Raw genomic sequence first — 25,258 nt, 5'->3', positions numbered from 1 at the left:
CAGGTGCGGCGAACCCCGAAGTCGCCGACCCCCCTCGTCGATTACTTCGGGAATCGTCGAGCTCTTTGCGGACGCGATCCCCAGATCAGCGGTATTGCCGCTGCCAGCATGATAACGCGCCAATGATGTAAACACCCAGGGCGTATCCGAAATCAGGCATGAGCCGGTTCACAGGATGCCCCGCTATTGTTGACGCGTCGGCTCTGGACACCGCGCTGCGCGGATGGGTTTGTGAGTCCAAGGGGCCGATGGTGGAGACGCATCCGTCTCGACGACCATCATCTGAATGGCCCCCGGCCGACGATAGTCCGGGTCTCTCCCTTGCCGCTTACGCGCGGCGTCGCATGCGTGCGATCGCGGAGCGCTGTTCTCACGAGAACAACCCAGAAGGACACACACCGTGCCCAAGAACAAGAAGCCCGCCGGCGGTCGTCCCGCCAAGAACTTCGATCCCCGTTACGGCGCCAAGACGAACTTCCAGGACCGCAAGCGCCGTCCGGGCGAATCGTCCGCCGGCACGCCCGGCAGCAAGAGCGCCGGTCACCGCGGTCACCGCCCCGAGTCGACGGATGCCGCCCCCAAGCGACGCTGGACGGCGCAGGAGCGCGTCGGCCGCGACGAGTCGCGTGGCATCCGCGCCCACGGCCAGGGCCGCGACGACCGCCGTTCGTTCGATGACCGGCCGCGTCGGGATGACCGTCCCGCGCGTTCGTTTGATGACCGGCCGCGTCGGGATGACCGGCCGGCGCGTTCGTTCGATGACCGTCCCCGTCGGGATGACCGTCCGGCGCGTTCGTTCGATGACCGTCCGCGTCGGGATGACCGTCCGGCGCGTTCGTTTGAAGACCGTCCGCGTCGGGATGACCGTCCGGCCCGATCGCAGGACGACCGGGCCGGTCGCTCGTACGGGGACCGCCCCGCCCGTCCCGCACATCTCGATCGCGTCGATCGCGACGACCGCCGCTCGTTCGGTGACGCCCGCCCGTCGTACCGTCGCGACGAGCGTCCGGCGCGTTCGTTCGATGACCGTCCCCGTCGGGATGACCGTCCGGCGCGTTCGTTCGATGACCGTCCCCGTCGGGATGACCGTCCGGCGCGTTCCTTCGATGACCGCCCCCGGCGTGATGACCGTCCTGCACGTTCCTTCGATGACCGCCCCCGGCGTGATGACCGCCCGCGTCGCGACGATCGTCCCCGCCGCGATGACCGGCCCGCGCGCTCGGACGGGAACGCCCCCGCGCGGTCGGCAGCGCACGAGGCGCACGTCGACGTCGTCCACGAGCGTCTGCAGGCCGAGGCCGTGCAGGCCGGCGAGGTCGCGAATGTGACCTTCGCCGACCTCGGACTGGGCGAGAACATCGTCCGCACGCTCGCCGAGCTCGGTGCGGCGACGCCGTTCCCGATCCAGGCGGCGACCATCCCCCCGATCCTCGAGGGCAAGGACGTGCTGGCGCGCGGTCGCACCGGTTCGGGCAAGACGATCGCGTTCGGCGCCCCTCTCGTCGAGAGCATCCTGCAGTCGCAGGCGGGCCAGCGTCGTGAGTTCGCCCGTGCGCCGAAGGCACTCATCCTCGCGCCGACCCGGGAACTCGCGCTGCAGATCGACCGCACGATCCAGCCGATCGCCCGCAGTGTCGGCCTGTTCACCACCCAGATCTACGGCGGCGTGCCGCAGGGTCGTCAGGTGGGCGCGCTCCGCAAGGGCGTCGACATCATCATCGGCACTCCTGGCCGCATCGAGGACCTCGTCAAGCAGGGCAAGCTCGACCTCTCCCAGATCCGCATCGCGGTACTGGACGAGGCCGACCACATGTGCGAGCTGGGGTTCCTCGAGCCCGTGCAGCGGATCCTCCGCCTGACGGCCGAGGGCAGCCAGAAGCTCCTGTTCTCCGCGACGCTCGACCGCGAGGTCGCCGCGCTCGTGGACGAGTTCCTCGTCGACCCGTCCGTGTACGAGGTCGCCGGTGAAGACCAGGACTCGGGCACGATCGATCACCGCGTGCTGGTCATCGAGCACCGCGACAAGGCCGAGATCCTGACGTCGCTGGTCGACCGCGACGGCAAGACGCTCGTGTTCGCCCGCACCCGCGCGTATGCCGAGATGCTCGCCGAGCAGTTCGACGACGCCGGAATCTCGGCACTCGCGCTCCACGGTGACCTCAACCAGGCCAAGCGCACGCGCAACCTCGAGAAGATGACCTCCGGCCGGGTGCACGTGCTGGTGGCGACGGACGTCGCCGCGCGCGGCATCCACGTCGACGACATCGATCTGGTGGTGCAGGCCGACGCGCCCGATGAGTACAAGACGTACCTCCACCGCTCGGGCCGCACCGGCCGCGCCGGGCGCTCGGGCACGGTGGTGACGCTCATCACCCGCCAGCGTCGCCGCCGCATGACGGAGCTGCTGGACCGTGCCGAGATCGACGCGCCGTTCGAGGATGCCGCGCCGGGCGACGACGTGATCGAGGAGCTGACCGGGCGTCAGCTCGCGAACGTCGACGCCTGACGTCTCTCCCGCAACGGCCGCCCGCGATCCTCGGATCGCCGGCGGCCGTTTCGAGTGGTGTCCGACAGCGACGCCGGACAACGACATGGGCACCATCCAGACTTCCGAGGACGGCGACCCACACGATGCTTGCCGCGCGACCGAATCGACGATCCCGCGCCAGCTCCCTTGCGCGAACGTCGACGCCTCACAGGTGGGGCACTTCGGCGTGAGTGCCACCGATCCGAGAGACCGCGTCGGCATCGGCGCCGAGCGACAGCAGTCGGGCGCGCAGCGCCGTCGCGGCGCGGTCGTACGGCTCGGCGCTGCCGTGGAGGAGCGATCGCGTGTTCGCCGCCTCGAGGAACGAGACGATCTCGAACGTGAGCTGCCGAGCGTCATCCAGACCGGGGAGCTCGCCGGCGGCCATCGCGTGCTCGATCGAGGCGGTCAGGTAGTCCTCCCAGGCGGTCGAGGCGGCCATGACGGCATCGCGCACCGGGCCGGGCCGTGAGTCGAACTCGACCGACGTCGCCGCGAAGAAGCATCCACCGCGGAAGACACGCCCGGAGGAGTACGCGAGCCACGACGAGATGAGTGCGCAGACGCGGCTCAGACCCCGTTCGGATTCGGCGCGGGCCGGTGCGACGACGCGTTCGACGAATACGTCGCGCGCGGCGGCGACCGTCGCGAGCTGCAGCTGCTCCTTCGAGCCGAACAGGGTCGCCACTCCGCTTTTGCTGTGCCCCGCGGCATCCGCCAGCCGCCCGATCGTGAGCCCCTCGAGTCCGTCGACCGAGGCGGCGTCGATCGCGTGGGCCAGGATCACGCGGCGCGATTCGTCGCCACGGGCGCGGCGGCCGTCGCGGAGCTCTTGCGTCATGGGACGAGGTTACCGTACGATCGTTCGTATTAAAACGAACGATCGTACGTAAACCTTGCATCGGAGCCGTCATGGATCTCGTTCTCGCCACCGCCGGACAGATGGTTCGCACCGCCGGGCGGCTGTCGCCTCGCTGGGGCGCGGCCCTCGCGCTGCCGCTCTTCGCGCACGTCGCGCGTCCGCGTCCGGTGCATCCGGACGACCGCTCGACGATGGAGGTGGCGCGGCGGTCGGCGATCCGCATCCCCGGCGTGGATCGGCGCGGCGTCGACCTCGCCGTCTACGAATGGGGGCACGGGACGAACCTCGTCGTGCTCGCCCACGGCTGGAACGGCCGCGCCTCGCAGTTCGCGACGCTCGTGCGCGAACTGGTGTCGGACGGCTGGCACGTCGTGGCGTTCGACGCGCCCGCACACGGCGAGTCGGACGGCCGCGGGACGTATCTCGTGGACTGGATCGACGCGCTCGCTGCGCTGCAGCGCAGCCACGGGCGGATCCACTCGGTGATCGGCCACTCCTTCGGCGGGCTGGCGACCCTCGTCGCGATCGCGGAGGGCGTGCAGGCCGACCGGGTGGTGACGATCGCCGCGCCCGGTGACGCCGATCTGCTGCTGGCGCAGTTTCGGACGATGCTCGGGTACGACGAGCGCACCTCCGCCGCACTCCGCGAGCGGTTCGCCGCACGCTACTTCCCCGGTGAGAGCGATCCTTTCGCGCGGTTGTCGCCGCTGCGGCGAGCACTTCCGCCGTCGATGCCGCTGCTCGCGGTGCACGACGAGGGCGATCGCATCGTGCCGTTCGGCGAACTCGCGCGCATCGCCGCCGCCCAGCCGACGGCCCGCACCGTGACGACGAGGGGGTTCGGGCACAACCTGGTGCTGACCGCCGATCCGGTGCTCGACGCGATCGTGGCATTCGTCGGGGAGCGGTCGACGATCCTGCAGCCGCACACCGTGCGCGCGGCGAACTGATCCGTTCAGAACAGCCGTGGCTCACCGGATGCCGCAGCTCGGCCGCGTGAGGTCGTGACGACACCCGCAGCCCGGGCATCCGCGCGCGCGGCGAGTCCGGACACCGGAGTACCCCGCGGGTGATCGTCTTCGGCGCGGCCGTCGAGACCGTGGACGCGCAGCAGCGGCCGCACGCGCTTGGCGAGCCACGCCCGGTAGGCCTTCGGCGCCGTGGTCGACGCGCCGGGGTAGAGGCCGAGGTACGACGACATGAGTTCCGGATGCTCCCTCGCGAGCCACTCCATGAACCACTGCTTCGCGCCGGGACGCAGGTGCAGCGCCCCGTAGACCACCCGCACCGCGCCGGCGGCTCTGATGCGGGTGAGCGCCTCGTCGATCGCCGCGATCGAGTCGGTGAGGTGCGGAATGATCGGCATGAGGAAGACCGTGACGCGGAATCCTGCTTCGGTCGCCGCGCGCACTGTGTCGAGCCGGGCGGCCGCCGTCGGCGTGCCCGGCTCGATCAGGTGCTGGAGGGTCTCGTCGAACACCGCGATCGACATCGCGAGCGACACGTCGACGTGGTGCGCGGCGTCCGTCAGCAGCCGCAGATCGCGCCGCAGCAGCGTGCCCTTCGTGAGGATCGAGAACGGCGTGCCCGACTCGGTCAGGGCGCCGATGATGCCGGGCATGAGCTTGTAGCGGCCCTCAGCGCGCTGGTACGGATCGGTGTTCGTGCCGAGCATGACCGGCTGCCGCGTCCAGGTGCCGCGCCGGAGTTCCCGCCCCAGCACGTCGGCCACGTTGATCTTGACGACGACCTGTGAGTCGAAGTCGCGCCCTGCGTCGAGTTCGAGGTACTCGTGCGTTCCCCGGGCGAAGCAGTTGTGACTGATCACCCCGTTCGCCACGAAGTCGCCCGTCGATGTCGTGATGTCGATCATGTCGATGGTCGCGCCGAGCTCCTCGATCGCAATGACGTGCAGCGGGGTCGTGGTCTTCACCGCCGCGCCGATCATGTCGAGCGTGCGTGTGATGGCGGGCTGGGTCAGGTCGAAGAATCGACGCCTCGCCGACAGCCCCCCTGTGAGCCGGATGCTGACGACCCCGTTCTCACGCGCCGGCTCAGTGGCGAACTCGAACCCGTGCGCGCGGAAGGCCGCGGTGATGGCGAGAAGCACCCGCGGGCTCTTGTTCGAGATGCGGAGGATGCCGCGACTGCAACTGCCCTCCGCATCGAAGACGCCGGCCAGGAATCCGCGTGACCACTCCAGCGAGGGCGTGGTCGGCCACTCCACGATCGAGGTGATGAGCTCGTGGTCGGCTCGCCGTGACGACAGAATCGCGTCCATCGCGCGCCGGGTGGGCGTCGCGGCGGCGAACGAGTGCGATCGCAGTGTGACCCCGGCGGCCGTCAGGTAGGCGTGCGATCGGTCGAGCGCCTCACGATCGGCGAGCGCGAGGCGGAACATGTACGCCGTGTAGCTCCCGCCGTTCGTTCGCGGGTAGTCCCGGCGGAGCATCATGCCGTCGCCGCGGACCATGCCGCACAGATAACCGGTGCGGTAGTCCGATGTCTCCGCCGGCGCAGTCGGCGCACCTCCCGTGCCGAACCCGAGCAGACGGTTGTTCAACGTCAGGAAGGGGCGCTGACCGCTCTGAGCCGGCTGGACGTACTTCCACCCGCGATCGGTCAGGAAGCGATGGTCGCCGCTGGCAACGATCTCGGTCCCGTCGCTGAGGGTGACGCGATACGCGGGCTTGCGCGTTCCCCACTTCGCCGCCACGACCGAGGGCGTGTAGCGCCGGTATGCGCCGTCGCGACGGGTGCCGACGACCACATCGCCCACGCTGATCTCGCGGAGGAGCTTCGTGCGTCCGTCGGCCATCAGGATCGCGGTGTCGGGATGCAGGCAATAAACGCAGGCATGACTGCAGCCGCGGTAGGGGTTCACGGTCCAGTCGAACGGCATCGCGGAGGCGCCGGGAACGTGGTTGAGCGCGGACTTGCACAGCACCTCATGGAACGTGACGCCCGCGAAGTCGGGCGTGGTCACCGATCGGACGAGACCGTTGAGGTGCTCGAGACCGGGCAGGGCCGCGGCATCCGCCACCCCCAGTTCCTGCCCCTGCCACCGCATGACTCTATGGGAACAGATGTTCGATACTCTGTCAACCACGAGAGTCGGAGAGTAGGAAAAACGATGAGGGATGCCGCGCCATTCGGCGTCTCGCCGGTGCAGGGTCCAGAATGTGACCTGTGACGGCCCCCGGACCGCCCGACTCCCCCCTGTCTCGTCGCGCCGCGAGAGCCCTGCGCGACGAGGGTGATCGGCGTGCCCGCACGACGGATTCGACGTCGTTCTCCCCGTTCGTGCTTCCCGACGATCTCGTCGGCGCGGATGCTGCGGCCACGTCGCGGGCGCGAGGTGCGACGCCCGCACCGGGGGAAGCGGACGGCCCGACCCGGCACGCCCGCCCGCGCAGGATCGCTCGCGTCGGCGTGATCGCCGCTGTCGTCGCCGCCGGCGCGCTGCTCGTCGGCGCGGCCGCGGCCGTCACGGGCATGGTGTCCGGCGCAGCGCCCGATGACTCCGCCGCGGCCGCCGCGCACGTGGCCGCCGCTCCGCCGCCCGTGTCGGAGCTTCCCGTCCCGACCGTCGAGCAGACGCCGGTGTCGACGGACATCTGCGCCGATCCGGCCGTGATCGCCGCTCTCGAGGCGAGCGACGACGCCGGTGCGATCGAGGCGGCCGGCGGTGCCGAGTGGTTCCGCATCGCCGTTGCCGGAGGCGCTGCGCCCTGCGTCGACCTCACCGACCCGACACGGCTCTGGGTCGTCATCAACAAGACCCTCCAGTTCGACCCCGTGGACTACTGGCCGGCCGACATGATGTTCCCCGAGGGCGTGCGCAGCCTCGAGGGCGGATCACTGCGGGCGGATGCCTCGGGCGCCCTCACCGCGATGGTGACCGGCGCGCGCGAGGCCGGCGTCGGCGAGATCGCCCTCCTGAGCGGCTTCCGGTCCTTCAACTCGCAGATGGCGACCTACGGCCGCCACGTCGATGCGCGCGGCGTGGAGGGCGCCGATCTCGTCAGCGCCCGACCCGGGTACAGCGAGCACCAGTCCGGATTGAGCGGAGACGTCGTGCCCTGCGCCGGACCGTGCGGAACCCTCGACGACCTCGCGGGCTCCGCGCAGGGGGAGTGGGTCGAGGCGCACTCGTGGGAGTACGGCTGGATCGTCCGCTACGTCGACGGCGCGACGGACGTGACCGGGTACCTGCCCGAGCCGTGGCATCTGCGCTACATCGGACCGGAGCTCGCCCGTGCCTACCACGACGGCGGCTGGACCTCGCTCGAGGAGTTCTTCGGCCTTCCGCCCGCGCCCGCCTACGTCGGCTGAGTGCGCGGATGCCCGGCTGGAGGCATCCGACAAATCGCGGTACTGAGTTCCAGGGACTTTAGGATCCGATCCCACATCGCGGCCGGCGAAGTCGGACCTCACCCTTAGGATTCGAGGAGGGGTCGCCCGTGTCCACGCCGTATCGACGGCGCGGGCGTCCGCTCGAAGACGAGAGGGAGGCGCACATGGAGCGCGACATCTACGACGAGGACCACGAGGCGTTCCGCGACGTCGTCAAGGAGTTCATCAAGCGCTACGCGACCGACGAGAAGCGCAGGCAGTGGGACGCCGACGGCGAAGTCGACCGGGCCACGATGCTCGCGGCCGGCGAGGCCGGCATCATCGGCCTGTCGGTGCCCGAGGAGTTCGGCGGCGCCGGCATGCTGCAGGACTACCGCTTCCGCTCGGTCGTGCTCGAGGAGACCATCGGCGCGGGACTCGGCTCTCTCGCCGGCGCGCTCGGCATCCAGGACGACCTCGCCGTGCCCTACATCGTGCACATGGGCACGCAGGAGCAGAAGGAGAAGTGGCTCCCCGGGATGGCGACCGGCGAGGTCCTCGGCGCGCTCGCGATGACCGAGCCCGGTGCGGGCTCCGACCTGCGCGGCATCAAGACCACCGCCAAGAAGGTCGACGGCGGCTACATCGTCAACGGTGCGAAGACCTTCATCTCGTCGGGCAAGACCGCCGACATCGTGGTGACGTTCGTGAAGACCGGTGAGGGAAATCGGCCGGATGCCTTCAGCCTGCTGATCCTCGAAGACGGCATGGAGGGCTTCGACCACAGCAAGAAGCTCGAGAAGATGGGCTTCCACGGCTGGGACACCGCCGAGCTCTCGTTCGTCGACGTCTTCGTTCCCGACGCGAACCTCATCGGCGGCAAGGAGGGTCTCGGCTTCATCCAGCTCATGATGAACCTGCCCCTCGAGCGTCTGTCGATCGGCGTCGCGGCGGCGGCCGCGTGCGAGGCCGCCTTCGTATGGACGCGCGACTACGTGCTCAGCCGCGAGGCCTTCGGCCAGCGCATCGCCGACTTCCAGAACACGCGCTTCCAGCTCGCCGACATGGCGACGACGGTCGACGTCGTCTGGGCGTACAACGACCGCGCGATGATGCTCTACAAAGACGAGAAGCTCACGGCCGAGGAGGCCGCGAAGGTCAAGTTCTGGTCGACCGACCGCGAGGCGGAGCTGCTCGATGTCGGTGTGCAGCTGCACGGCGGCTACGGCTACATCACCGAGTACCCGATCGCCCGCGCGTACCTCGACGCGCGCGTGCACCGCATCTACGGCGGCACGAACGAGATCATGCGCGATCTCGTGAGCCGTCAGATCGTCGGCAAGAAGTAGTCAGCACCCGCGCGGGTCCGGATGCCGCGACCCCGCCCCTCCGAGGGCGCGGGGTCGCGGCTCGGCCCACGCGCCCCGAGGCTCCGGGCGACGCGCCAGCGGCGTCTGGAGGGGGCGTGGGGACCGTCGTTCGGGGCTGTTCGCGACGCGAGCGCTGCTGTTACCTGCGACTGCGGCGTGTATCTGCGCAGCGCTCGCAGGAAGAGGCAGCGCGAGCCGATCTGCAACCGTCGTCTTCAGCGCCCGGGTCAGTGCTGGCCGGACGGACCCGCACCGGCACCGAGGCCGCGCGAAGCGAGCCCGCGCCGACGCGCGAGGCGCGCGACGCCGGCACGCTTGAGCTGATCGGCGATCAGGATGCCGAGAGCGACGCCCACGAGGCATCCGACGATCGTCAGCGCGAAGAACGCGACCACCGCCCAGGCCGGCATCGTCCACAGGTCGAACGACACGGCGGCGGCGATCGGGTACACGATGCCCACGAACACGGCGCCGGCGTAGAACTGCCAGGTGCGCCACGAGCGGTAGATCGCGAGCATGAACGGGATCTCGGCGAACAGCGCCCACCACACCGCGGCTCCGAAGAACGGGAAGGCGACGAGTCCCGAGATCACGCCCACCAGGATGCCGGCGAGCGGCCGCTCGAGAAGGCGCAGGGCGACCGTGGCCGGCAGCAGCCACAGCCCGGCGAGCGCCACGGAGGCGAACGGCACGGTCGCGAACAGCACGGTCGAGAGCCATCCGGCCGCCCACAGCAGCACGCCGCCGGCCACCCCGATCGCGGCGCACGTCAGCAGGTACGACGTCGCGACCCGGCTCACGAGTGCACCTCGGTCGCGGCGAGCTGCGACTTCGGAGTGGGGGACGCGGTGCCGACGCGCCAGTAGCCGCAGAAGCTCACCAGCTCCTTCGGGACGCCCCGCTCGTTCACCAGCAGGCGGCGGCCCTCGGTCGGCAGCGACTGCTCGCCGACCAGGTATGCGTGGAACGGGGCATCCGGAAGCGAAGCCTCCCCCAGCGCCTTCAGGGCGAGTGCGCCTGGCTTGACGCCGTGGTCGCGCACGATCCACCGCACGTGCACATCGGCCGGATGCGCGAACTCGAGCGCGTCTTCGGCGGACGGCACCTCGATCACGGCCAGCCCCGACGCGTGCGACGGGAGCGACGCGCAGATCCCGGCGATGGCGGGAAGGCCGGTCTCGTCGGCGACGAGAACGACGCGGTCCGTGCCGCGCTCCGGGTTGAAGGCGAGGCCCTCGTCGATCACGACGACGCTCTCGCCCGGCTCGCACGTCTGCGCCCAGCGGGACGCGGGGCCCGCGGTGCCGTCCTCCGCGGATCCGTGCAGCACGAAGTCGACGTCGATCTCCGGGCCGCGCTCGTCCGTCGCGGACCGGTACTCCCGCACGGTGTAGTTGCGCATGACGGGACGCACGCCGTCGGGGATCCGCAGGTAGCGCAGATAGCCGAACATCTTGTTGGCCTTGGCGGGCAGACGGTCGAGCCCCTCGTCGCCGCCGAGAGGCAGGAACAGCCGGAACCACTGGTCGTAGCCCATCGCACGGAAGCTCTCGATCTCGGCACCACCGAGGGTCACGCGCATCCAATGCGGCGAGAGCTGTTCGCGCCGCAGCACGGTGAGGTGCACCAGCCCCTGTGTCTCGGGCTTCACGAGTCTGCTGGCCAGTGCCATGGATCCTCCGTCGGGGTAGGGGAGTCGGATGCTGCGGCCCGGCCTACGCCGGAACCCAGGGGTGGGCGTGCGTCAGCAAGCCGGGGGTTTGGGGCGGAGCCCCGTGGAGTGCTGCCCAGAAGATCGCCGCCGACGCCGCCCACAGCAGCACGATGAAGACGACGTCGCGGGCGCGGAACGGGACAAGGTGGCGCTCGGTGCGGTCGGGGTGGGCGCCGAAGGCGCGCGCATCCATCGCGAGAGCGACCCGCTCGGCGTGCCGGATCGCGCCCGCCATGAGCGGCACGATGTAGCCGAACCAGCGCGCCACCGCGGCGAACGGACCGCGTCCCCCGTGCGCCCCGCGCACGCGGTGGGCCTGGCGGATCACCTCGAGCTCGTGGCCGAACCTCGGCACGAAGCGGAACGCCGCGAGCGCGGTGTAGCCGATCCGGTACGGCACACGCAGCTGCTGCACCGTCGCGCGCACGAAGTCCGGACCGGTCGTGGACAGACCCGCGATGAGTGTGAGCGCGACGATCGCCGCGAGACGCAGACCGGTCGCCAGGCCCACCTCGAGCGCGCCGCCGTAGAGCGTCCAGCCGCCGAGCTGCAGCACGACGACGGACTGGTCGACGCGGGACGGGTCCGTCCACAGCGAGAATCCGACGCCGATCACCGCGGCGGCGACGGGCAGCGCCACGAGCGCGGCGGCGAGCCGCGCTGTGAAGCGCACGCCGACGAGCAGGATCGCGTAGCTCAGCGCGAGGAAGGCGATCGGCGTGGCGACGTCGCGCACGAAGACGAGCAGCACCATCGCGGGAAGGGGCGCGCCGAGCTTCGCGAGCGGATTGAGCGCGTAGAGGAAGCGCACCGGCGCGGCGGGCGTCTGGGCGGCGTAGGGGTCGACGGGTGCGCGCCGTGCGGTGGCGGACGCGGAGGTCATGCGGGCGCCTCCGTTCCGTCCGGAAGGTCGGCGAGCCGGGCGACCGAGGCGAGCTCCGGATGCCGCGCCAGGTCGTGCAGCGCGCGCCGCAGCGGCGGCAGCCGCAGGCCCGCGCGCTCGATCAGGTCGACGTCGCCGAAGATGTCCGCAGTCTCGCCCGCCGCGGCGACGCGTCCGTTCTCGAGCACGACAGTGCGGTGCGCGTACTCGGTCACCAGCTGCATGTCGTGCGTGACCACGATCACCGTGGTGCCCTCGGCGTTGAGCTCGCCGAGGAGTCCGAGCAGTTCGTCGGCACGTGCGCGGTCCTGCCCGAACGTCGGCTCGTCGAGCACGAGCACGGGTGCTCCGGCGACGAGCGCGGTTCCGACCGAGAGCCGGCGCTTCTGCCCGCCCGAGAGCAGGAACGGGTGCGCATCGGCGCGTCCTTCCAGCCCGAAGCGGCGCAGCAGCGCGATCGTGCGCTCACGCACCTCCGCTTCGGAGAGATGCTGCAGCCGCAGGCCGTGCGCGACCTCGTCGAACACCGAGTGCGCGATGAACTGGTGCTCCGGATTCTGGAAGACGAACCCGATGCGCGAGGAGAGCGTGCGGGCGTCCGACCGGCCGACGTCGAGTCCGCCGACGTGCACGGTGCCGCGGGGCGGCGGGATCACGCCGGCCAGCGCCTGGATGAGCGTGGTCTTGCCCGCGCCGTTCGCTCCCACGACCGCGACGAACTCGCCGGCCGCGACGTCGAGGTCGACGCCGTGCAGCACGTCGGTGCGTCCCCGGTGCACGGTGAGCCCGCGCACGGAGATGAGCGGAGCGGATGCCGCGCCCGTACCGTGCTCAGGATCGACGGTCTCCGCGGAGGGATTCTCGCCCGATCTCGCCCCGAGACCGCGATCGGTCCTGAGAACGGTACGGGCGGGCTGGGCCTCGAGCGCGGCGTGCAGCTCGACCGGTGTGAGCGGGAGGGGCTCGAGCACGTATCCCGCGCGGCGAAGGCGCAGGGCGGCGATCGTCGACACCGGCAGCCACACGCCCATCGCGTGGAGGTCGTCGGCACGGCCGCGGAGCACGTCGTCGACCGAGCCGTCGGCGGCCAGGTGCCCGTCGTGGTCGAGCACGACGACGCGATCGACGAAGCCGACGGCGGCGTCGAGGTTGTGCTCGACGAGGAGGATCGCCCGATCGCCGGAGGCGACGAGGTCGGCGAGCGCGGCGTAGACCTCTTCGATGCCCTGCGGGTCGAGGTTCGCGGTCGGCTCGTCCAGCACGAGCAGCGGGGATCCCATCGCGAGGGCGCACGCGATCGCCAGGCGCTGGCGACCTCCGCCGGACAGGCGGTCGGGATTCTCGGTGCGGCGCTCCCATAGACCGACGCGGCGCAGGGCGGCCTCGGCCCGCGAGAGGACTTCGGCCACCGGCATCCGCAGGTTCTCCGGCCCGAACGCGACCTCATCCAGGAGCGTGCCGGTCACGAGCTGCGCGTCGGGATCCTGGAACACCATCGCGACGCGCGTGCTCAGCTCGGCCACGGTCGAGGTCGCGGTGTCGAGGCCGTCGACCTCGACGGAGCCGACGACCGCCGCGGGGACGGCATGGGGGATGAGGCCGTTGAGCGCGAGGGTGAGCGTGGACTTGCCCGAGCCGCTCGGCCCGAGCAGGAGCACGACCTCGCCCGGTGCGATGTCGAACGTCACGGATGCCGGAGCCGCGACCGATTCGCCGTCGTGCGTCACTCCGAGTCCGCGCACCCGCACGAGGGGCGCCGCGGTGTCCGCCGCGAGCGCGGCGGAAGGGTCGCGCTCGGGTGCGGTCACGGGACTTCCAGGTGAGGCGGCTACTAAGTCTCTCCTAACTTAGTAGACCCTTACCGCGTCGAGAAGCCGAGTCAGGTGCGACTGCGGCGCGGAACACCCGCGCGGCGGAGCGCTCGGCCGATCGCGAGGCCGACGGCCGTCCAGGCCACCGGTCCCAGGAGCGACAGGACGAGATAGAGGATCTGCGCCCAGAGCGGCATCGCGCCGAGGTGGGCGGCGAAGAACACCGCCATCGCGACCACGATTCCGATGACGAACGCCGAGACGAAGAAGCGCCAGGGTGCCCACGAGCGGTATCGCACGAGCGCGGCCACCAGTTCCTGGATCCCTCCGAACAGCAGTGCCGTGCCGAAGAACTGGCCCGCATAGATCGGCGCCATCGCCGTCGCGACGAGCGCCGCGATCCCGTGCGTGATCAGCGCGACCCACGGCAGGCGCAGCGCCTCCTGCGCGATGATGCCGGGAAGCACATGGACCCCGAGCACGAATCCGTACAGCACCGGCACCGCCGCGAGGAGCGGCAGTGTGATCCATCCGGCCAGGCCCCCGAGAACCCCCGTCGCGACCCCGATTGCGGCGCAGGTGAGCAGAACGCTCGTCGAGAGTCGGGAGGGGTTGGCCACCTGTTCAGCGTAGTGTCCGCCGGGTGATCCTTTCTCATGTGTTCGTTATCTGGGTTGGGCAGATTCACAGCTACCTTTGAGCCTGTTGCGCCACGACGGCGTGGCGCAACGCACTCCGCACACGACATGGAGGACTCAATGGGTCGCACCTCCGCGAGAGCAGCAGCGGTCATCACAATCGCCGCACTGTTCACCGGCACAACAGCTACCGCCAGTTTCGGAGCAGCGCCGGAGGAGGTGAATGCCCCGATCCCCATCGATCTGCCGGCCGGACGCTACATCGTCCTCCTCGACGAGGCCCCTGTCGCCACGTACGACGGCGGCGAGCCCGGCCTCGCGCCCACGGCTCCCGAGGACGGTGCGAAGCTCGACGCCTCGTCGAAGGCCGTCAAGCAGTACTCGGCCTTCCTGCAGGACCGGCAGAAGGACGTCGCGGCCGAGGCGGGCGTGACCCCCGATGGAAACCTGACCATCACCCTCAACGCCTTCACCGCCAACCTCACCGCGGGGCAGGCCGCCAAGCTCGCGGGCAACCGCGGTGTGCAGTCCGTCGTCCCGGATGAGATCCTCCACCCCGACGCCGTGTCATCGACCGAGTTCCTCGGTCTCGAGGGCGCCGGCGGCGTGTGGGAAGCGGTCGGCGGAATCGGCGCGGCAGGAGCGGGCACCGTCGTCGGCGTCGTCGACACCGGCATCGCACCCGAGAACCCCTCGTTCGCCGGCTCGCCCCTCGGCACGACCGTCGGAGCGGAGCCCTACCTCGTCGGCAACACCGTCACCTTCAACAAGGCGGACGGCGGAGTCTTCAAGAGCGCCCGCGTGACCGGCGAGCAGTGGAGCGCCGACGACTACTCGACGAAGCTGATCGGTGCGAAGTACTTCAGCGCCGGTGCCGCGGCATCCGGCTTCGACTTCGGCCCCGACTACCTGTCGCCGCGTGACGCCGACGGGCACGGGTCGCACACGGCCAGCACCGCCGCGGGCAACCACGGCGTCGCTGCCGCGGTCGAGGGAATCGACTTCGGCACGATCTCGGGTGTCGCGCCGGCCGCCAAGGTCGCCGCGTACAAGGCCTGCTTCGTCGGACCCGACGAGCTCGTCACGACCGACGACATCTGCGCCCTGAGCGACCTGATGGCCGCCATCAACGCCGCCGCAGGCGACGGTGTCGACGTCATCAACTACTCGATCGGCGGCGGCGCCGCCACGACGACGTTCGCCACCGAGGACACCGCGTTCTTCAACGCGGCGGCCGCGGGCATCTTCGTCGCGGTCAGCGCGGGCAACGACGGCCCCGGCGCATCCACGGCCGACCACGCGTCGCCCTGGTACACCACCGTCGCCGCCTCGACCATCCCCACCTACGAGGGCACCGTCCAGCTGCCCAACGGGTTCGAGGTGGCGGGAGCATCGATCTCCGTGCCGTTCGGCGAGACGGTCACCGCGCCGGTGGTCTACTCCGGTGATGTCGCCAAGGCCGGGGCCGCCCCGGCCGAGGCCGCGCTGTGCTTCCTCGGCACGCTCGACCCCGCGAAGGTCGCGGGCAAGATCGTCGTCTGCGACCGCGGCACGAACGCGCGCGTGGAGAAGTCGCAGGAGGTCGCCGCTGCGGGCGGCGTCGGAATGATCCTCGTCAACGTCACGGCGGGTTCGCTCGACAACGACTTCCACTCGGTGCCGACCGTTCACATCGACGCGCAGCACCGCACGGCGCTCCTGAACTACGTGCGCAACACTGCGGGTGCCACGGCGACGCTGGTCGGCGCGAACGTGACCGGCGAGGAGACCCCCACCCCGGTGGTCGCCGGGTTCTCGAGCCGCGGACCGATGCTGGCCGACGGCAGCGACATCCTCAAGCCGGATGTCTCGGCGCCCGGTGTCGCGATCCTCGCGGCCGAGCACAACGCCGAAGGCGAGGCGCCGACGTTCGGCTTCAAGTCCGGCACGTCGATGTCGTCGCCGCAGGTGGCGGGACTCGCCGCGCTGTACCTCGGCGAGCGTCCGCTGGCCACTCCCGGTGAGATCAAGTCGGCCATGATGACGACCGCGTACGACACGGTCGACGCCGCCGGAGCGGCCGACGCCGACCCGTTCGCGCAGGGCGCGGGTCACGTCGACCCGACGCGCTTCTTCGACGCCGGTCTGATCTACGACAACGGCCCCGTCCAGTGGCTCCAGTACCTGCAGGGCAAGGGTCTGTACGACTCCGGGTCCGAACCGATCGACGGCAGCGACCTGAACCTCGCCTCCATCGCCATCGGCTCGCTCTCGGGCCCGCAGACGGTGACGCGCACGGTGCGTGCGACCACTGCCGGCACCTACACCGCGACAGCTTCGGTCCCGGGTCTCACGGCGGTCGTCCAGCCCGCTTCGCTGACCCTCGCCGAGGGCCAGACCGGAACCTTCACGGTGACGTTCACGAAGACGACCGCGGAGGCCGAGCAGTGGGCGACGGGCTTCCTGACGTGGACCGGTCCCGAGACGGTGCGCTCGCCGATCGCCGTCTACCCGGTGACCGCCGACGCGCCGGAGAACGCCAGCGGCACGGGCATCACCGGAAGCACGGACGTGACCATCACGCCCGGCATCTCGGGGCAGCTCGCGCTGAACCTCGGCGGCCTCGCTCCGGCGACCCTGCAGACGGAGCCGCTGTTCCCGAACGGCGACCCGGTCCCGGGTCACACCGGCAACGAGAACACGGGTGACGAGGACGGCTACTCGTACTACATCGTCGATGTGCCGGCGGACTCGAAGCTCGCACGCTTCGACCTCGACTCGTCGGACGATGAGGGCTCGGACCTCGACCTCTTCGTGTACCGGGTGGTCTCGCCGACCGACCTGCGCTACTACGAGACGTGGTCGTCGGCCTCCGGCTCGGCGGACGAGTCCGTCGTTCTCGACGACCCCACCGAGGGCTTCTACCTGGTCGAGGCGCACGTGTACAACCACACGGCCCCGTTCACGTGGGACCTCACCACGGCGGTCGTCGGCACCGGGGGCGAGGGAGCGCTCACGGCGACTCCGAACCCGCTCCCGGTCACCGAGAGCACGCCGACGAAGTACAAGCTGTCGTGGACCGGTCTGAAGGCGGAGACCCGCTACTACGGCGTCGTGCAGTACGGCGACTCGGCGGTGCGGACCATCCTGACGGTGGACTCGGGTGCCCCGGCTCCGGTGAACACCGCGCTGCCGAAGATCACCGGATCGCCCAAGGTGGGCTCCACGCTGAAGGCGACGGCGGGCTCCTGGACGCCGAAGGACGTGGCGATCACGTACCAGTGGCTGCGTGACGGTGCGGCGATCGCGGGTGCCACGGCGACGTCGTACAAGGTGACCAAGACGGATGCCGGGACGACGCTGTCGGTCCGGGTCACCGCGACGCAGGCGGGCAACGCGAACGTGGGCACGGCCGACAGTGCCGGTGTCTTCGTGAAGTTCACGTCGAAGACCAGCGTGACGATGAATCGCTACGTGGGCACTTCGGCTCAGGACTACAAGGTGACCGTCAAGGTGACGCCCTCGGGCGGGGCCGCAGCGGCAGGCACGGTGACAGTGTGGGTGAACGCCAAGAAGTACTCGGGCACGCTCGCCGGCGGGACGGTGACGATCACGCTGCCGAAGCAGAGCAAGGGCATCCGCGTCGTCACGGCCGCGTACCCGGGTTCCGCCACGGTCGAGGCCTCGGCCGGGCTGTCGGGCTTCCTCGTCACCCGCTGAGTGCACGCGGAGGCGTCCGGGCTTCGGCCCGGGCGCCTTCGCCGTGCGTGCGGCGCTGATGCGCCGCGGCTAGACCCGCCGGCGTCGGCGCGTGAGCCGCACGGCGGGGAGCGGCGGGGCGGGGATGCGTTCGTCGCCGTGGTCGATGACTCTCCCGAAGCGGGCATCGCGTGACTCCCACGCGTCGCGGGCCGCCACGATCTCCTCGTGGGTGCGGCCGACGAAGTTCCACCACATCACGATGTCGTCCTCGAAGGGCTCGCCGCCCAGCAGGAAGAGCGTCGCGCCGGTGACGCTCGACACGTCGACCGACGAACGGCGGATGCCGAGATACAGCAGGTGCGCGTCGTCGACGCCGGTCGATCCGGCATCGGGTGCGGCGTGCACCGCGGCATCCCCCGCCACACCGATCAGCGCGTGCTCCCACGCGGGGTCGAGCGGCAGGGAGACGCGGGACCCGGCGGGCACGCGGATCTCGGCGCCCACGATCGGCGTGTACGTCGTGGCGGGCGAGCTCGCGCCGGCGAAGGCTCCCAGCACGACCGTCGCCGACCCGGCGTCGCCCTGCACGGCGTCGAGCGGGACCTCGGGCAGCACGGCGTGCTGCTCGAAGGCGGGCGCACCGTGGCGACGGGACTCGGGAAGAGCGACCCACAGCTGCAGGGCGTCGAGGGGCGCGGCATCCGCTCCCACGGAGTACTCCGAATGGGAGATGCCGTCGCCACTGGTCATGAGGTTCAGCGCGCCGCGCCGGACGGTGACGTCGCTGCCGACGGAGTCGCGGTGCCGCACCTCGCCGACGAGGGGCCAGGTCACCGTCTGCAGCCCGATGTGCGGGTGCGGTTCGACGCGCATGCGCGTGACCTGCGGCCCGAAACGGTCGAGGAAGCACCATGCGCCGACGAGCGGCAGGTCGCGCTGAGGCAGCGCGCGGCGCACGCTCATCGCCCGGACGCCGCCCAGCGGGACCTCCCGCGCCTCGAGGAGCAGCGCGCGGGGACCGTCGCACGCGGCGGGGGCCTCCGTGATGGGGGCGTCGTCGGTGTCGAGTCGCGTCATGTCAGCGCGTCACTCGGGGTGGGCGTGGGCCGGCCACTCCACGGTCAGACCGGGGACCTCGTGCTCGCGGAGGTACTTCGCCACGACCGGGCAGTGCGGGATGACGGTCTCGCCGCGGCGGGCGGCATCGGCCATCGCCTCGGCCACGACGGTCTGGGCGAGACCGCGACCGCGGAAGGCGGGGTCCACCTCGGTGTGCGGGAAGCGCAGGCGCCCCTGCGCGTCGGGCCGGAAGGTCGTGAACCCGGCGAGGACATCGCCGACATGGATCTCGTAGCGGCGTTCCTCGTCGTTGCGTGCGACGGTGGTCTCATCGGTGGAGGCGGGCATCGGCATCCTTTCGTCGTCCGCTTCAACGTACGGCCGGCGGCGGGTGTTCCGCCAGCGCGCCGCACCTCGCACGCGGGGCGGGCCGAGGCATCCGTCGCGTTCTTGCTGGCAGACTCGGGAGCATGCTCTCGCTCCTCGACGCCGTGCCGCGCGGCGCCGACGACGACAGCGCGTACCTGGGCTTCGTCGAGTGGGCCGCCGATCGTGGGCTGACGCTGTACCCGGCGCAGGACGAGGCCGTCATCGAGATCGTGTCGGGATCGAATGTGATCCTGTCCACCCCGACGGGGACGGGCAAGTCGCTCGTCGCCGTCGCGGCCCACGCCGCCGCACTCGCACGCGGCGGCCGCACGTACTACACGGCGCCGATCAAGGCACTGGTGAGCGAGAAATTCTTCTCCCTCGTCGAGATCTTCGGCGCGGCCCACGTCGGGATGGTCACGGGCGATTCGTCGGTCAACCCCGACGCGCCGATCGTGTGCTGCACCGCCGAGATCCTCGCGAACCTCGCGCTGCGGCGAGGGGCCGACGCAGCGGTCGACCAGGTCGTCATGGACGAATTCCACTACTACGGCGACCCCGATCGAGGGTGGGCGTGGCAGGTGCCGCTGCTCCTGCTCCCGCGTGCCCAGTTCATCCTGATGTCGGCGACGCTCGGGGACGTCACGACGATCGCCGACGACCTGTCGCGCCGCACCGGCCGCCCGACTGCGCGCATCACCGGCGTCGAGCGGCCCGTGCCGCTGTTCTTCTCGTACGCCCGCACGCCCGTCCATGAGACCGTCGAGGACCTGCTGCAGACCGGGCAGTCGCCGGTGTACGTCGTGCACTTCTCGCAGGCCGCCGCCATGGAGCGCGCGCAGGCGCTGTCGTCGATCCGGGTCGTCTCGCGCGAGCAGCGCGACGCGATCGCGGAGGCGATCGGCGGATTCCGCTTCACGACGGCGTTCGGCCGCACGCTGTCACGCTACGTCCGCGCCGGCATCGGCGTGCACCACGCCGGGATGCTCCCGCGCTACCGCCGCCTCGTCGAGACGCTCGCCCAGCGGGGCCTGCTGCGCGTGATCTGCGGCACCGACACCCTCGGCGTGGGCATCAACGTGCCGATCCGCACCGTGCTCGTGACCGCTCTCGCGAAGTACGACGGACAGCGGATGCGGCAGCTCAGCGCCCGCGAATTCCACCAGATCGCCGGCCGCGCGGGACGAGCCGGCTACGACACCGCGGGAACCGTCGTCGTGATGGCGCCGGATCACGAGGTCGAGAACGCGGTCGCCCTCGCCAAGGCCGGCGACGACCCCAAGAAGCTCAAGAAGGTCGTGCGCAAGAAGGCGCCGCAGGGGTTCGTGAACTGGAGCGAGGCATCCTACGACCGGCTCATCGCGGCGGAGCCCGAGCCGCTGGTGCCGCAGCTGCAGCTGACGGCCGCGATGCTCATCAACGTCATCGCGCGCGGCGGCGACGTGTTCGCGAACGTGCGCGCGCTCGTCCGCGACAACCACGAGCCGCGGGCGCGCCAGTTCGAACTCGCACGCCGGGCGCTGGCGATCTTCCGCACGCTGCTGGCGGCCGACGTCGTCGAGGTCGACCGGTCGACGGGGGCCATCCGCCTCACCGTCGATCTGCAGCCGAACTTCGCACTCAACCAGCCGCTGTCCCCGTTCGCGCTCGCCGCGATCGGCCTGCTCGACCCTGAAGAGGAGGACCGGGCGCCGCACGTGCGCGGGCAGAACTCCACGGAAGCGGCCGGCCCGGCCGCGGTGGACGCGGATGGCGGCTCCGAGGTCGCGAATCCGTCGAGTTCTGTACGGCGATCCGCCGGCACCGGGCACTACGCGCTCGACGTCGTGAGCGTGATCGAGGCGACGCTCGACGATCCGCGTCCCGTGCTCTCGCAGCAGCAATTCCAGGCGCGCGGTGAGGCGGTCGCGGCGATGAAGCGCGAGGGGATCGAGTACGACGAGCGCATGGAGCTGCTCGAGGAGGTCTCGTACCCGAAGCCGCTGGAGGAGCTCCTGGCCCAGTCGTTCGAGGTGTTCGCGTCGAGCCAGCCCTGGGTGCGCGACTTCGAGCTGTCTCCGAAATCGGTCGTGCGCGACATGTTCGAGCGGGCGTTCTCCTTCGCCGAGCTGATCAACCACTACCAGCTCGCCCGCAGCGAGGGGCTCGTGCTGCGGTACCTCTCCGACGCCTACCGTGCGATCCGCCAGACCGTGCCCGCCGAGGCGCAGACCGAGTCGCTGCACGACCTCGTCGCGTGGCTCGGCGAGCTCGTGCGCCAGGTCGACTCGAGCCTCGTGGACGAGTGGGAGGCGCTGATCAACCCCGCCGCCGATCCGGACGCGCCGGTCGTGCCGCCCGCGCCCCCGTCGGTGCTCACCAATCGCCGCGCATTCCTCGTGCTCGTGCGCAACGAGCTGTTCCGGCGTGTGCAGCTCGCGGCGCTGCAGCGCGACGACGACCTCGTGGAGCTCGATCCCGATGTGGACTGGCCTGCCGCGCTCGACGCCTACTTCGACGAGCACGACGAGCTGCTGACGGGCGGCCCGGCCCGGTCGCCGAAACTCGTGACCATCGACGAGGCGGATGCCGCGGCATCCGGTCTCTGGCGCGTCGAGCAGACGATCGACGATCCGGAGGGCAATCACGACTGGCGCATCCGCGGCGAGGTCGACCTCCCGGCATCCGAAGAGGCCGGCACCGCCGTGGTGCGCATCACCGAGGTCGTGCGGCTCTAGCCCGCCCCGCTTCCGAACCTGGGGTCCGTTTGTGCGGGCGAATGGCCGCTTGCCGCGCCGCGCGGGCGCACATTCGCCCGCACAAACGGAAGAAGGCCAGGCGGGCTCAGCCGAGGGAGAAACCGCCGTCGGAGGAGAGGACCTGGCCGATGACCCACGCGCCCTCGTCGGTCGCGAGCCAGGCGATCAGCCGGGCGGGGTCGTCGGGGCGCCCGACGCGGCCGAACGGGGTCGTGCGGATCCACTCCTGGAGTTCGTCGAGCGGCCGGTCGGTCGTCTCCGGGTCGAGGTAGCCGGTGTTCACCGGGCCGGGGTCGATGGTGTTGAGGATGATCCCGAGGTCGAGCAGCTCCGCCGCGACCGTCGGGGTGATGCCCGCGAGCGCCGCCTTGCTCGTCGCGTAAGCCACTTCGCCGCGCATGGGTCCGTGGATCTGGCCCGACGTCATCCAGAACACGCGGCCGACCGGTGCCGCGAAGGGCTCGGTCCGAGCGATGCGCTCGCCGGGCCGAGCTCCCGGGGCGCTCTCCGCGTGGAGCGCCGCGAACGCGCGGGTGAGCAGCAGCGTCGAGCGTGCGTTGGCCGTCCAGAACGCGTCGAGGCGATCGGCGGTCATGTCGAGCAGGGCGCCGTCGCCGCCGGACTGCGCGTGGTTGCACACGAGGATGTCGAGCCGGCCGGTCAGTGCGCGCGCCGCGTCGATGACCCGGTCGATGGCGGCGGGGTCGCGCAGGTCGGCGTCGACGTCGCCGAGAACCGCGCCGTCGGTGAGCGCGGTGCGCAGCTCCGAGCGCACGAGGTCGAGGTCGTCGCCGCCCCACGGCTGCGGGGTGTCGTGCGCCGAGAAGTGGTGGATGAAGACGTCGGCGCCCAGCGCGGCGAAGCGGCGGGCGACGGCGAACCCGATGCCGCGCCGGCGCGAGACGCCGGTCACGAGCGCGGTGCGCCCTCGGAGGGGGAGGGGGTCTGAGGAGAACATGCGATGCCTTTCGGATGCCGTGCGTCACGTGCTGCGAGCGTGCGGCGTGAGTGCTGCGGGAGCGGGGGGCGTTCATCGGCATTGCATGGCGCCGACGATACCGCAGCCCCTCCGCCGGATCGCCAGGGCCCCGAGTCGCCAGAACACGCCGGCAGCGGGCGCGATGCCGGCGTGTCTTGGCGACTCGAGGTTCCTCCCCAGCGGGCGAGGTCGCCGGGGCTCCACGGAGGGCGGCTCGGCCGGGTTCGGCGTCGGAGGACGCGGCTACCCTGGAGGGGATGAGCACTCCGCAGGGCGACCCGTACGCCGACCTCGAGTGGGATCCCGACGAGTTCGCGCCGCCGCCCGAGTTCGACGAGCCTCCCTACGTCGAGCAGTCGCGGTTCGGCGGGCCGACGCCGGGACTCGGTGCACCCGAGCCGGCGTTCGCGTCGGCGCCCCGCCGCGACTTCGTCGGCGCCGATCCCCGCGCCGTGCTGCACGAGGTCTACGGCTACGATGCGTTCCGCGGAGAGCAGGGCGCGATCGTCGAGCACGTCGTCGCCGGCGGCGACGCGGTCGTGCTGATGCCGACCGGCGGCGGCAAGAGCGTCTGCTACCAGGTGCCCGCGCTCATCCGACCGGGCACGGGCCTGGTGGTGAGTCCGCTCATCGCGCTCATGCACGACCAGGTCGACGCGCTCCTCGCCAACGGCGTGCGCGCCGCCTACCTCAACTCCACGCAGGCGCCGCACGAGCGCGCGGCGGTCGAGCAGGCCTACCTCGCGGGCGACCTCGACCTGCTCTACGTCGCGCCTGAGCGACTCACCACCGAGGCGACGCTGCGGTTCCTCGCCCGCGGATCGCTCAGCGTCATCGCGATCGATGAAGCCCATTGCGTATCGCAGTGGGGCCACGACTTCCGTCCCGACTACCTCGCGCTCGGCGAGCTCGCCGAGCGCTTCCCGGGCGTCCCGCGGCTCGCACTCACCGCCACGGCGACCCCGGCGACCCATCGAGAGCTCACCGAGCGGCTCCGCCTCCCCGGAGCGCGGCACTTCGTGTCGAGCTTCGACCGCCCCAACATCCAGTACCGCATCGACGCGAAGACCGACCCGCGCCGGCAGCTCGCCGCCTTCATCCGCTCTCAGCCCGAGAGCTCCGCCGGCATCGTCTACGCGCTCAGTCGCAAGTCCGTCGAGCAGACGGCCGAGTTCCTGCGCACGCAGGGCTTCGACGCGCTCCCGTACCACGCCGGGCTCGAGGCATCCACACGTGCCGCGAACCAGTCGCGGTTCCTTCGCGACGAGGGCGTCGTCATGGTCGCGACCATCGCGTTCGGCATGGGCATCGACAAGCCCGACGTGCGCTTCGTCGCCCATATCGACCTGCCCAAATCGGTCGAGGGGTACTACCAGGAGACCGGTCGCGCGGGCCGTGACGGCGACCCCGCCGTCGTCTGGATGGCGTACGGCCTCGGCGACGTGGTGCAGCAGCGCCGCATGATCGACCAGAGCCCCGGCGATCGCGCGTTCAAGAACCGTCTCGGTCAGCACCTCGACGCCATGCTGGCGCTGTGCGAGACGATCGGATGCCGCCGCCAGAACCTCCTCGGATACTTCGGCGAGCCCGCCGGACGGTGCGGGAACTGCGACACCTGCCTCGAGGCGCCCGAGACCTGGGACGGCCTCGTCCCTGCGCAGAAGCTGCTTTCGACCATCGTGCGGCTGCAGCGCGAACGCGGCCAGGCGTTCGGCGCCGGGCACCTCATCGACATCCTGCGGGGGTCTTCGACCGAGCGCATCCGGCAGCAGGGCCACGACTCGCTCTCGACCTACGGCCTCGGCGCCGATCTGTCGGAGCAGGACTGGCGCAGCGTCATCCGACAGCTGCTGGCGAGGGGCATCCTGGTCTCGCGCGGTGAGTACGGCACCCTCGCGCTGGGCGAACCCGCCGCCGGCGTTCTGAAGGGCGAGTCGGCCGTGCCGTTGCGTCGCGACGTGCTCGGGCGCGCCGGCGGCGCCGCTCGCGTGCGCAAGGTGTCGGCGTCCGACACGCTCGCCGAGCGCGACCGGCCGCTGTTCGAGGCCCTGCGCGAGTGGCGCGCCGGCGTCGCGCGCGAGCTCGGCGTGCCCGCCTACATCGTGTTCGGCGATGCGACACTCCGCGCGCTCGCCGAGACGCGCCCCGAGAGCCTCGCGGGCCTGGACGGCGTCACCGGCATCGGCGCGAAGAAGCGCGAGGCCTACGGCGAGGCCGTCCTCGACGTCATCCGCGCCGCCTGACGCAGCCACGTCGGTCGTCGTTCGGGTGATTCGCGCGCTCGCCCGCACG

General features: G+C 71.0%; 17 protein-coding genes. 7 read left to right on the top strand and 10 right to left on the bottom strand.

What is annotated here, in order from left to right; all coding sequences use genetic code 11:
• Positions 1-400 precede the first annotated feature (400 nt).
• Positions 401-2,506: a DEAD/DEAH box helicase gene (locus tag OL358_RS05640; protein ID WP_264708961.1), complete on the top strand. Its 2,106-nt coding sequence runs from the start codon at positions 401-403 to the stop codon at positions 2,504-2,506.
• A 187-nt stretch (positions 2,507-2,693) separates the two neighbouring features.
• Here the strand turns inward: OL358_RS05640 and OL358_RS05635 are convergent, their stop codons facing one another.
• On the bottom strand, positions 2,694-3,368 hold the full coding sequence (locus tag OL358_RS05635) for a TetR/AcrR family transcriptional regulator (RefSeq protein ID WP_264708960.1): 675 nt from the start codon (positions 3,366-3,368) through the stop codon (positions 2,694-2,696).
• A 71-nt stretch (positions 3,369-3,439) separates the two neighbouring features.
• Here OL358_RS05635 and OL358_RS05630 point away from each other — a divergent pair, with 71 nt between their 5' ends.
• Positions 3,440-4,339: an alpha/beta fold hydrolase gene (locus tag OL358_RS05630; RefSeq protein WP_264708959.1), complete on the top strand. Its 900-nt coding sequence runs from the start codon at positions 3,440-3,442 to the stop codon at positions 4,337-4,339.
• 5 nt (positions 4,340-4,344) lie between these two features.
• Here the strand turns inward: OL358_RS05630 and OL358_RS05625 are convergent, their stop codons facing one another.
• A complete protein-coding gene (locus tag OL358_RS05625; RefSeq protein WP_264708958.1) occupies positions 4,345-6,459 on the bottom strand; it encodes an intein-containing Rv2578c family radical SAM protein in 2,115 nt (704 codons plus the stop codon).
• 119 nt (positions 6,460-6,578) lie between these two features.
• On the opposite strand from OL358_RS05625, the gene OL358_RS05620 reads away from it, so the two are divergent.
• Both OL358_RS05620 and OL358_RS05615 read left to right on the top strand, forming a co-directional pair.
• Positions 6,579-7,724, top strand: a complete 1,146-nt coding sequence (locus OL358_RS05620; RefSeq protein WP_264708957.1) for a M15 family metallopeptidase — start codon at positions 6,579-6,581, stop codon at positions 7,722-7,724.
• Between the two features lie 185 nt (positions 7,725-7,909).
• Positions 7,910-9,073 (top strand): acyl-CoA dehydrogenase family protein, encoded by a 1,164-nt coding sequence (locus OL358_RS05615; RefSeq protein WP_319805442.1) that lies wholly within the window; start codon positions 7,910-7,912, stop codon positions 9,071-9,073.
• A gap of 248 nt (positions 9,074-9,321) precedes the next feature.
• Here OL358_RS05615 and OL358_RS05610 read toward each other — a convergent pair whose 3' ends face one another.
• From OL358_RS05610 to OL358_RS05590, 5 genes are all read right to left on the bottom strand, one after another.
• Complete coding sequence (locus OL358_RS05610) at positions 9,322-9,894, bottom strand: ECF transporter S component (RefSeq protein ID WP_264708955.1); 573 nt, start codon at positions 9,892-9,894, stop codon at positions 9,322-9,324.
• Positions 9,891-10,766: a siderophore-interacting protein gene (locus OL358_RS05605; protein WP_264708954.1), complete on the bottom strand. Its 876-nt coding sequence runs from the start codon at positions 10,764-10,766 to the stop codon at positions 9,891-9,893. The genes OL358_RS05610 and OL358_RS05605 overlap by 4 nt, the downstream gene beginning before the upstream one ends.
• A gap of 43 nt (positions 10,767-10,809) precedes the next feature.
• Positions 10,810-11,691: an energy-coupling factor transporter transmembrane component T gene (locus OL358_RS05600; protein ID WP_264708953.1), complete on the bottom strand. Its 882-nt coding sequence runs from the start codon at positions 11,689-11,691 to the stop codon at positions 10,810-10,812.
• Entirely contained in the window at positions 11,688-13,499 is a 1,812-nt protein-coding gene (locus tag OL358_RS05595; protein ID WP_264708952.1) for an ABC transporter ATP-binding protein, read from the bottom strand. The genes OL358_RS05600 and OL358_RS05595 overlap by 4 nt, the downstream gene beginning before the upstream one ends.
• Positions 13,500-13,570: 71 nt before the next feature.
• The gene (locus tag OL358_RS05590) at positions 13,571-14,122 is read right to left on the bottom strand and encodes an ECF transporter S component (RefSeq protein WP_264708951.1); all 552 of its coding nucleotides are present in this window, start codon (positions 14,120-14,122) and stop codon (positions 13,571-13,573) included.
• Positions 14,123-14,359: 237 nt separating this feature from the next.
• Between OL358_RS05590 and OL358_RS05585 the strand changes: the two genes are divergently transcribed.
• On the top strand, positions 14,360-17,839 hold the full coding sequence (locus OL358_RS05585) for a S8 family serine peptidase (RefSeq protein WP_264708950.1): 3,480 nt from the start codon (positions 14,360-14,362) through the stop codon (positions 17,837-17,839).
• A 69-nt stretch (positions 17,840-17,908) separates the two neighbouring features.
• On the opposite strand, the gene OL358_RS05580 is transcribed toward OL358_RS05585, so the two are convergent.
• Entirely contained in the window at positions 17,909-18,898 is a 990-nt protein-coding gene (locus tag OL358_RS05580; protein ID WP_264708949.1) for a pirin family protein, read from the bottom strand.
• A gap of 9 nt (positions 18,899-18,907) precedes the next feature.
• Positions 18,908-19,228, bottom strand: coding sequence for a GNAT family N-acetyltransferase (locus OL358_RS05575; RefSeq protein ID WP_264708948.1), 321 nt, complete (start codon positions 19,226-19,228; stop codon positions 18,908-18,910).
• A gap of 122 nt (positions 19,229-19,350) precedes the next feature.
• Here OL358_RS05575 and OL358_RS05570 point away from each other — a divergent pair, with 122 nt between their 5' ends.
• Positions 19,351-21,966: a DEAD/DEAH box helicase gene (locus OL358_RS05570; RefSeq protein WP_264708947.1), complete on the top strand. Its 2,616-nt coding sequence runs from the start codon at positions 19,351-19,353 to the stop codon at positions 21,964-21,966.
• A gap of 106 nt (positions 21,967-22,072) precedes the next feature.
• Here the strand turns inward: OL358_RS05570 and OL358_RS05565 are convergent, their stop codons facing one another.
• A complete protein-coding gene (locus tag OL358_RS05565; protein WP_264708946.1) occupies positions 22,073-22,945 on the bottom strand; it encodes an SDR family oxidoreductase in 873 nt (290 codons plus the stop codon).
• 278 nt (positions 22,946-23,223) lie between these two features.
• On the opposite strand from OL358_RS05565, the gene recQ reads away from it, so the two are divergent.
• The gene (recQ, locus tag OL358_RS05560) at positions 23,224-25,209 is read left to right on the top strand and encodes a DNA helicase RecQ (protein WP_264708945.1); all 1,986 of its coding nucleotides are present in this window, start codon (positions 23,224-23,226) and stop codon (positions 25,207-25,209) included.
• Positions 25,210-25,258 lie beyond the last annotated feature (49 nt).

The sequence above is a fragment of the Microbacterium sp. SSM24 genome, from assembly GCF_025989145.1.
GTDB lineage: Bacteria > Actinomycetota > Actinomycetes > Actinomycetales > Microbacteriaceae > Microbacterium.
This window is presented reverse-complemented; position numbering and strand designations above follow the sequence as displayed.

Coding starts and splice junctions, on each gene's coding strand:
- OL358_RS05635 (WP_264708960.1), bottom strand. CDS start 3,368: ATGACGCAAGAGCTCCGCGACGGCCGCCGCGCCCGTGGCGACGAATCG.
- OL358_RS05630 (WP_264708959.1), top strand. CDS start 3,440: ATGGATCTCGTTCTCGCCACCGCCGGACAGATGGTTCGCACCGCCGGG.
- OL358_RS05625 (WP_264708958.1), bottom strand. CDS start 6,459: ATGCGGTGGCAGGGGCAGGAACTGGGGGTGGCGGATGCCGCGGCCCTG.
- OL358_RS05615 (WP_319805442.1), top strand. CDS start 7,910: ATGGAGCGCGACATCTACGACGAGGACCACGAGGCGTTCCGCGACGTC.
- OL358_RS05605 (WP_264708954.1), bottom strand. CDS start 10,766: ATGGCACTGGCCAGCAGACTCGTGAAGCCCGAGACACAGGGGCTGGTG.
- OL358_RS05600 (WP_264708953.1), bottom strand. CDS start 11,691: ATGACCTCCGCGTCCGCCACCGCACGGCGCGCACCCGTCGACCCCTAC.
- OL358_RS05580 (WP_264708949.1), bottom strand. CDS start 18,898: ATGACGCGACTCGACACCGACGACGCCCCCATCACGGAGGCCCCCGCC.
- OL358_RS05575 (WP_264708948.1), bottom strand. CDS start 19,228: ATGCCCGCCTCCACCGATGAGACCACCGTCGCACGCAACGACGAGGAA.
- OL358_RS05570 (WP_264708947.1), top strand. CDS start 19,351: ATGCTCTCGCTCCTCGACGCCGTGCCGCGCGGCGCCGACGACGACAGC.
- OL358_RS05565 (WP_264708946.1), bottom strand. CDS start 22,945: ATGTTCTCCTCAGACCCCCTCCCCCTCCGAGGGCGCACCGCGCTCGTG.
- recQ (WP_264708945.1), top strand. CDS start 23,224: ATGAGCACTCCGCAGGGCGACCCGTACGCCGACCTCGAGTGGGATCCC.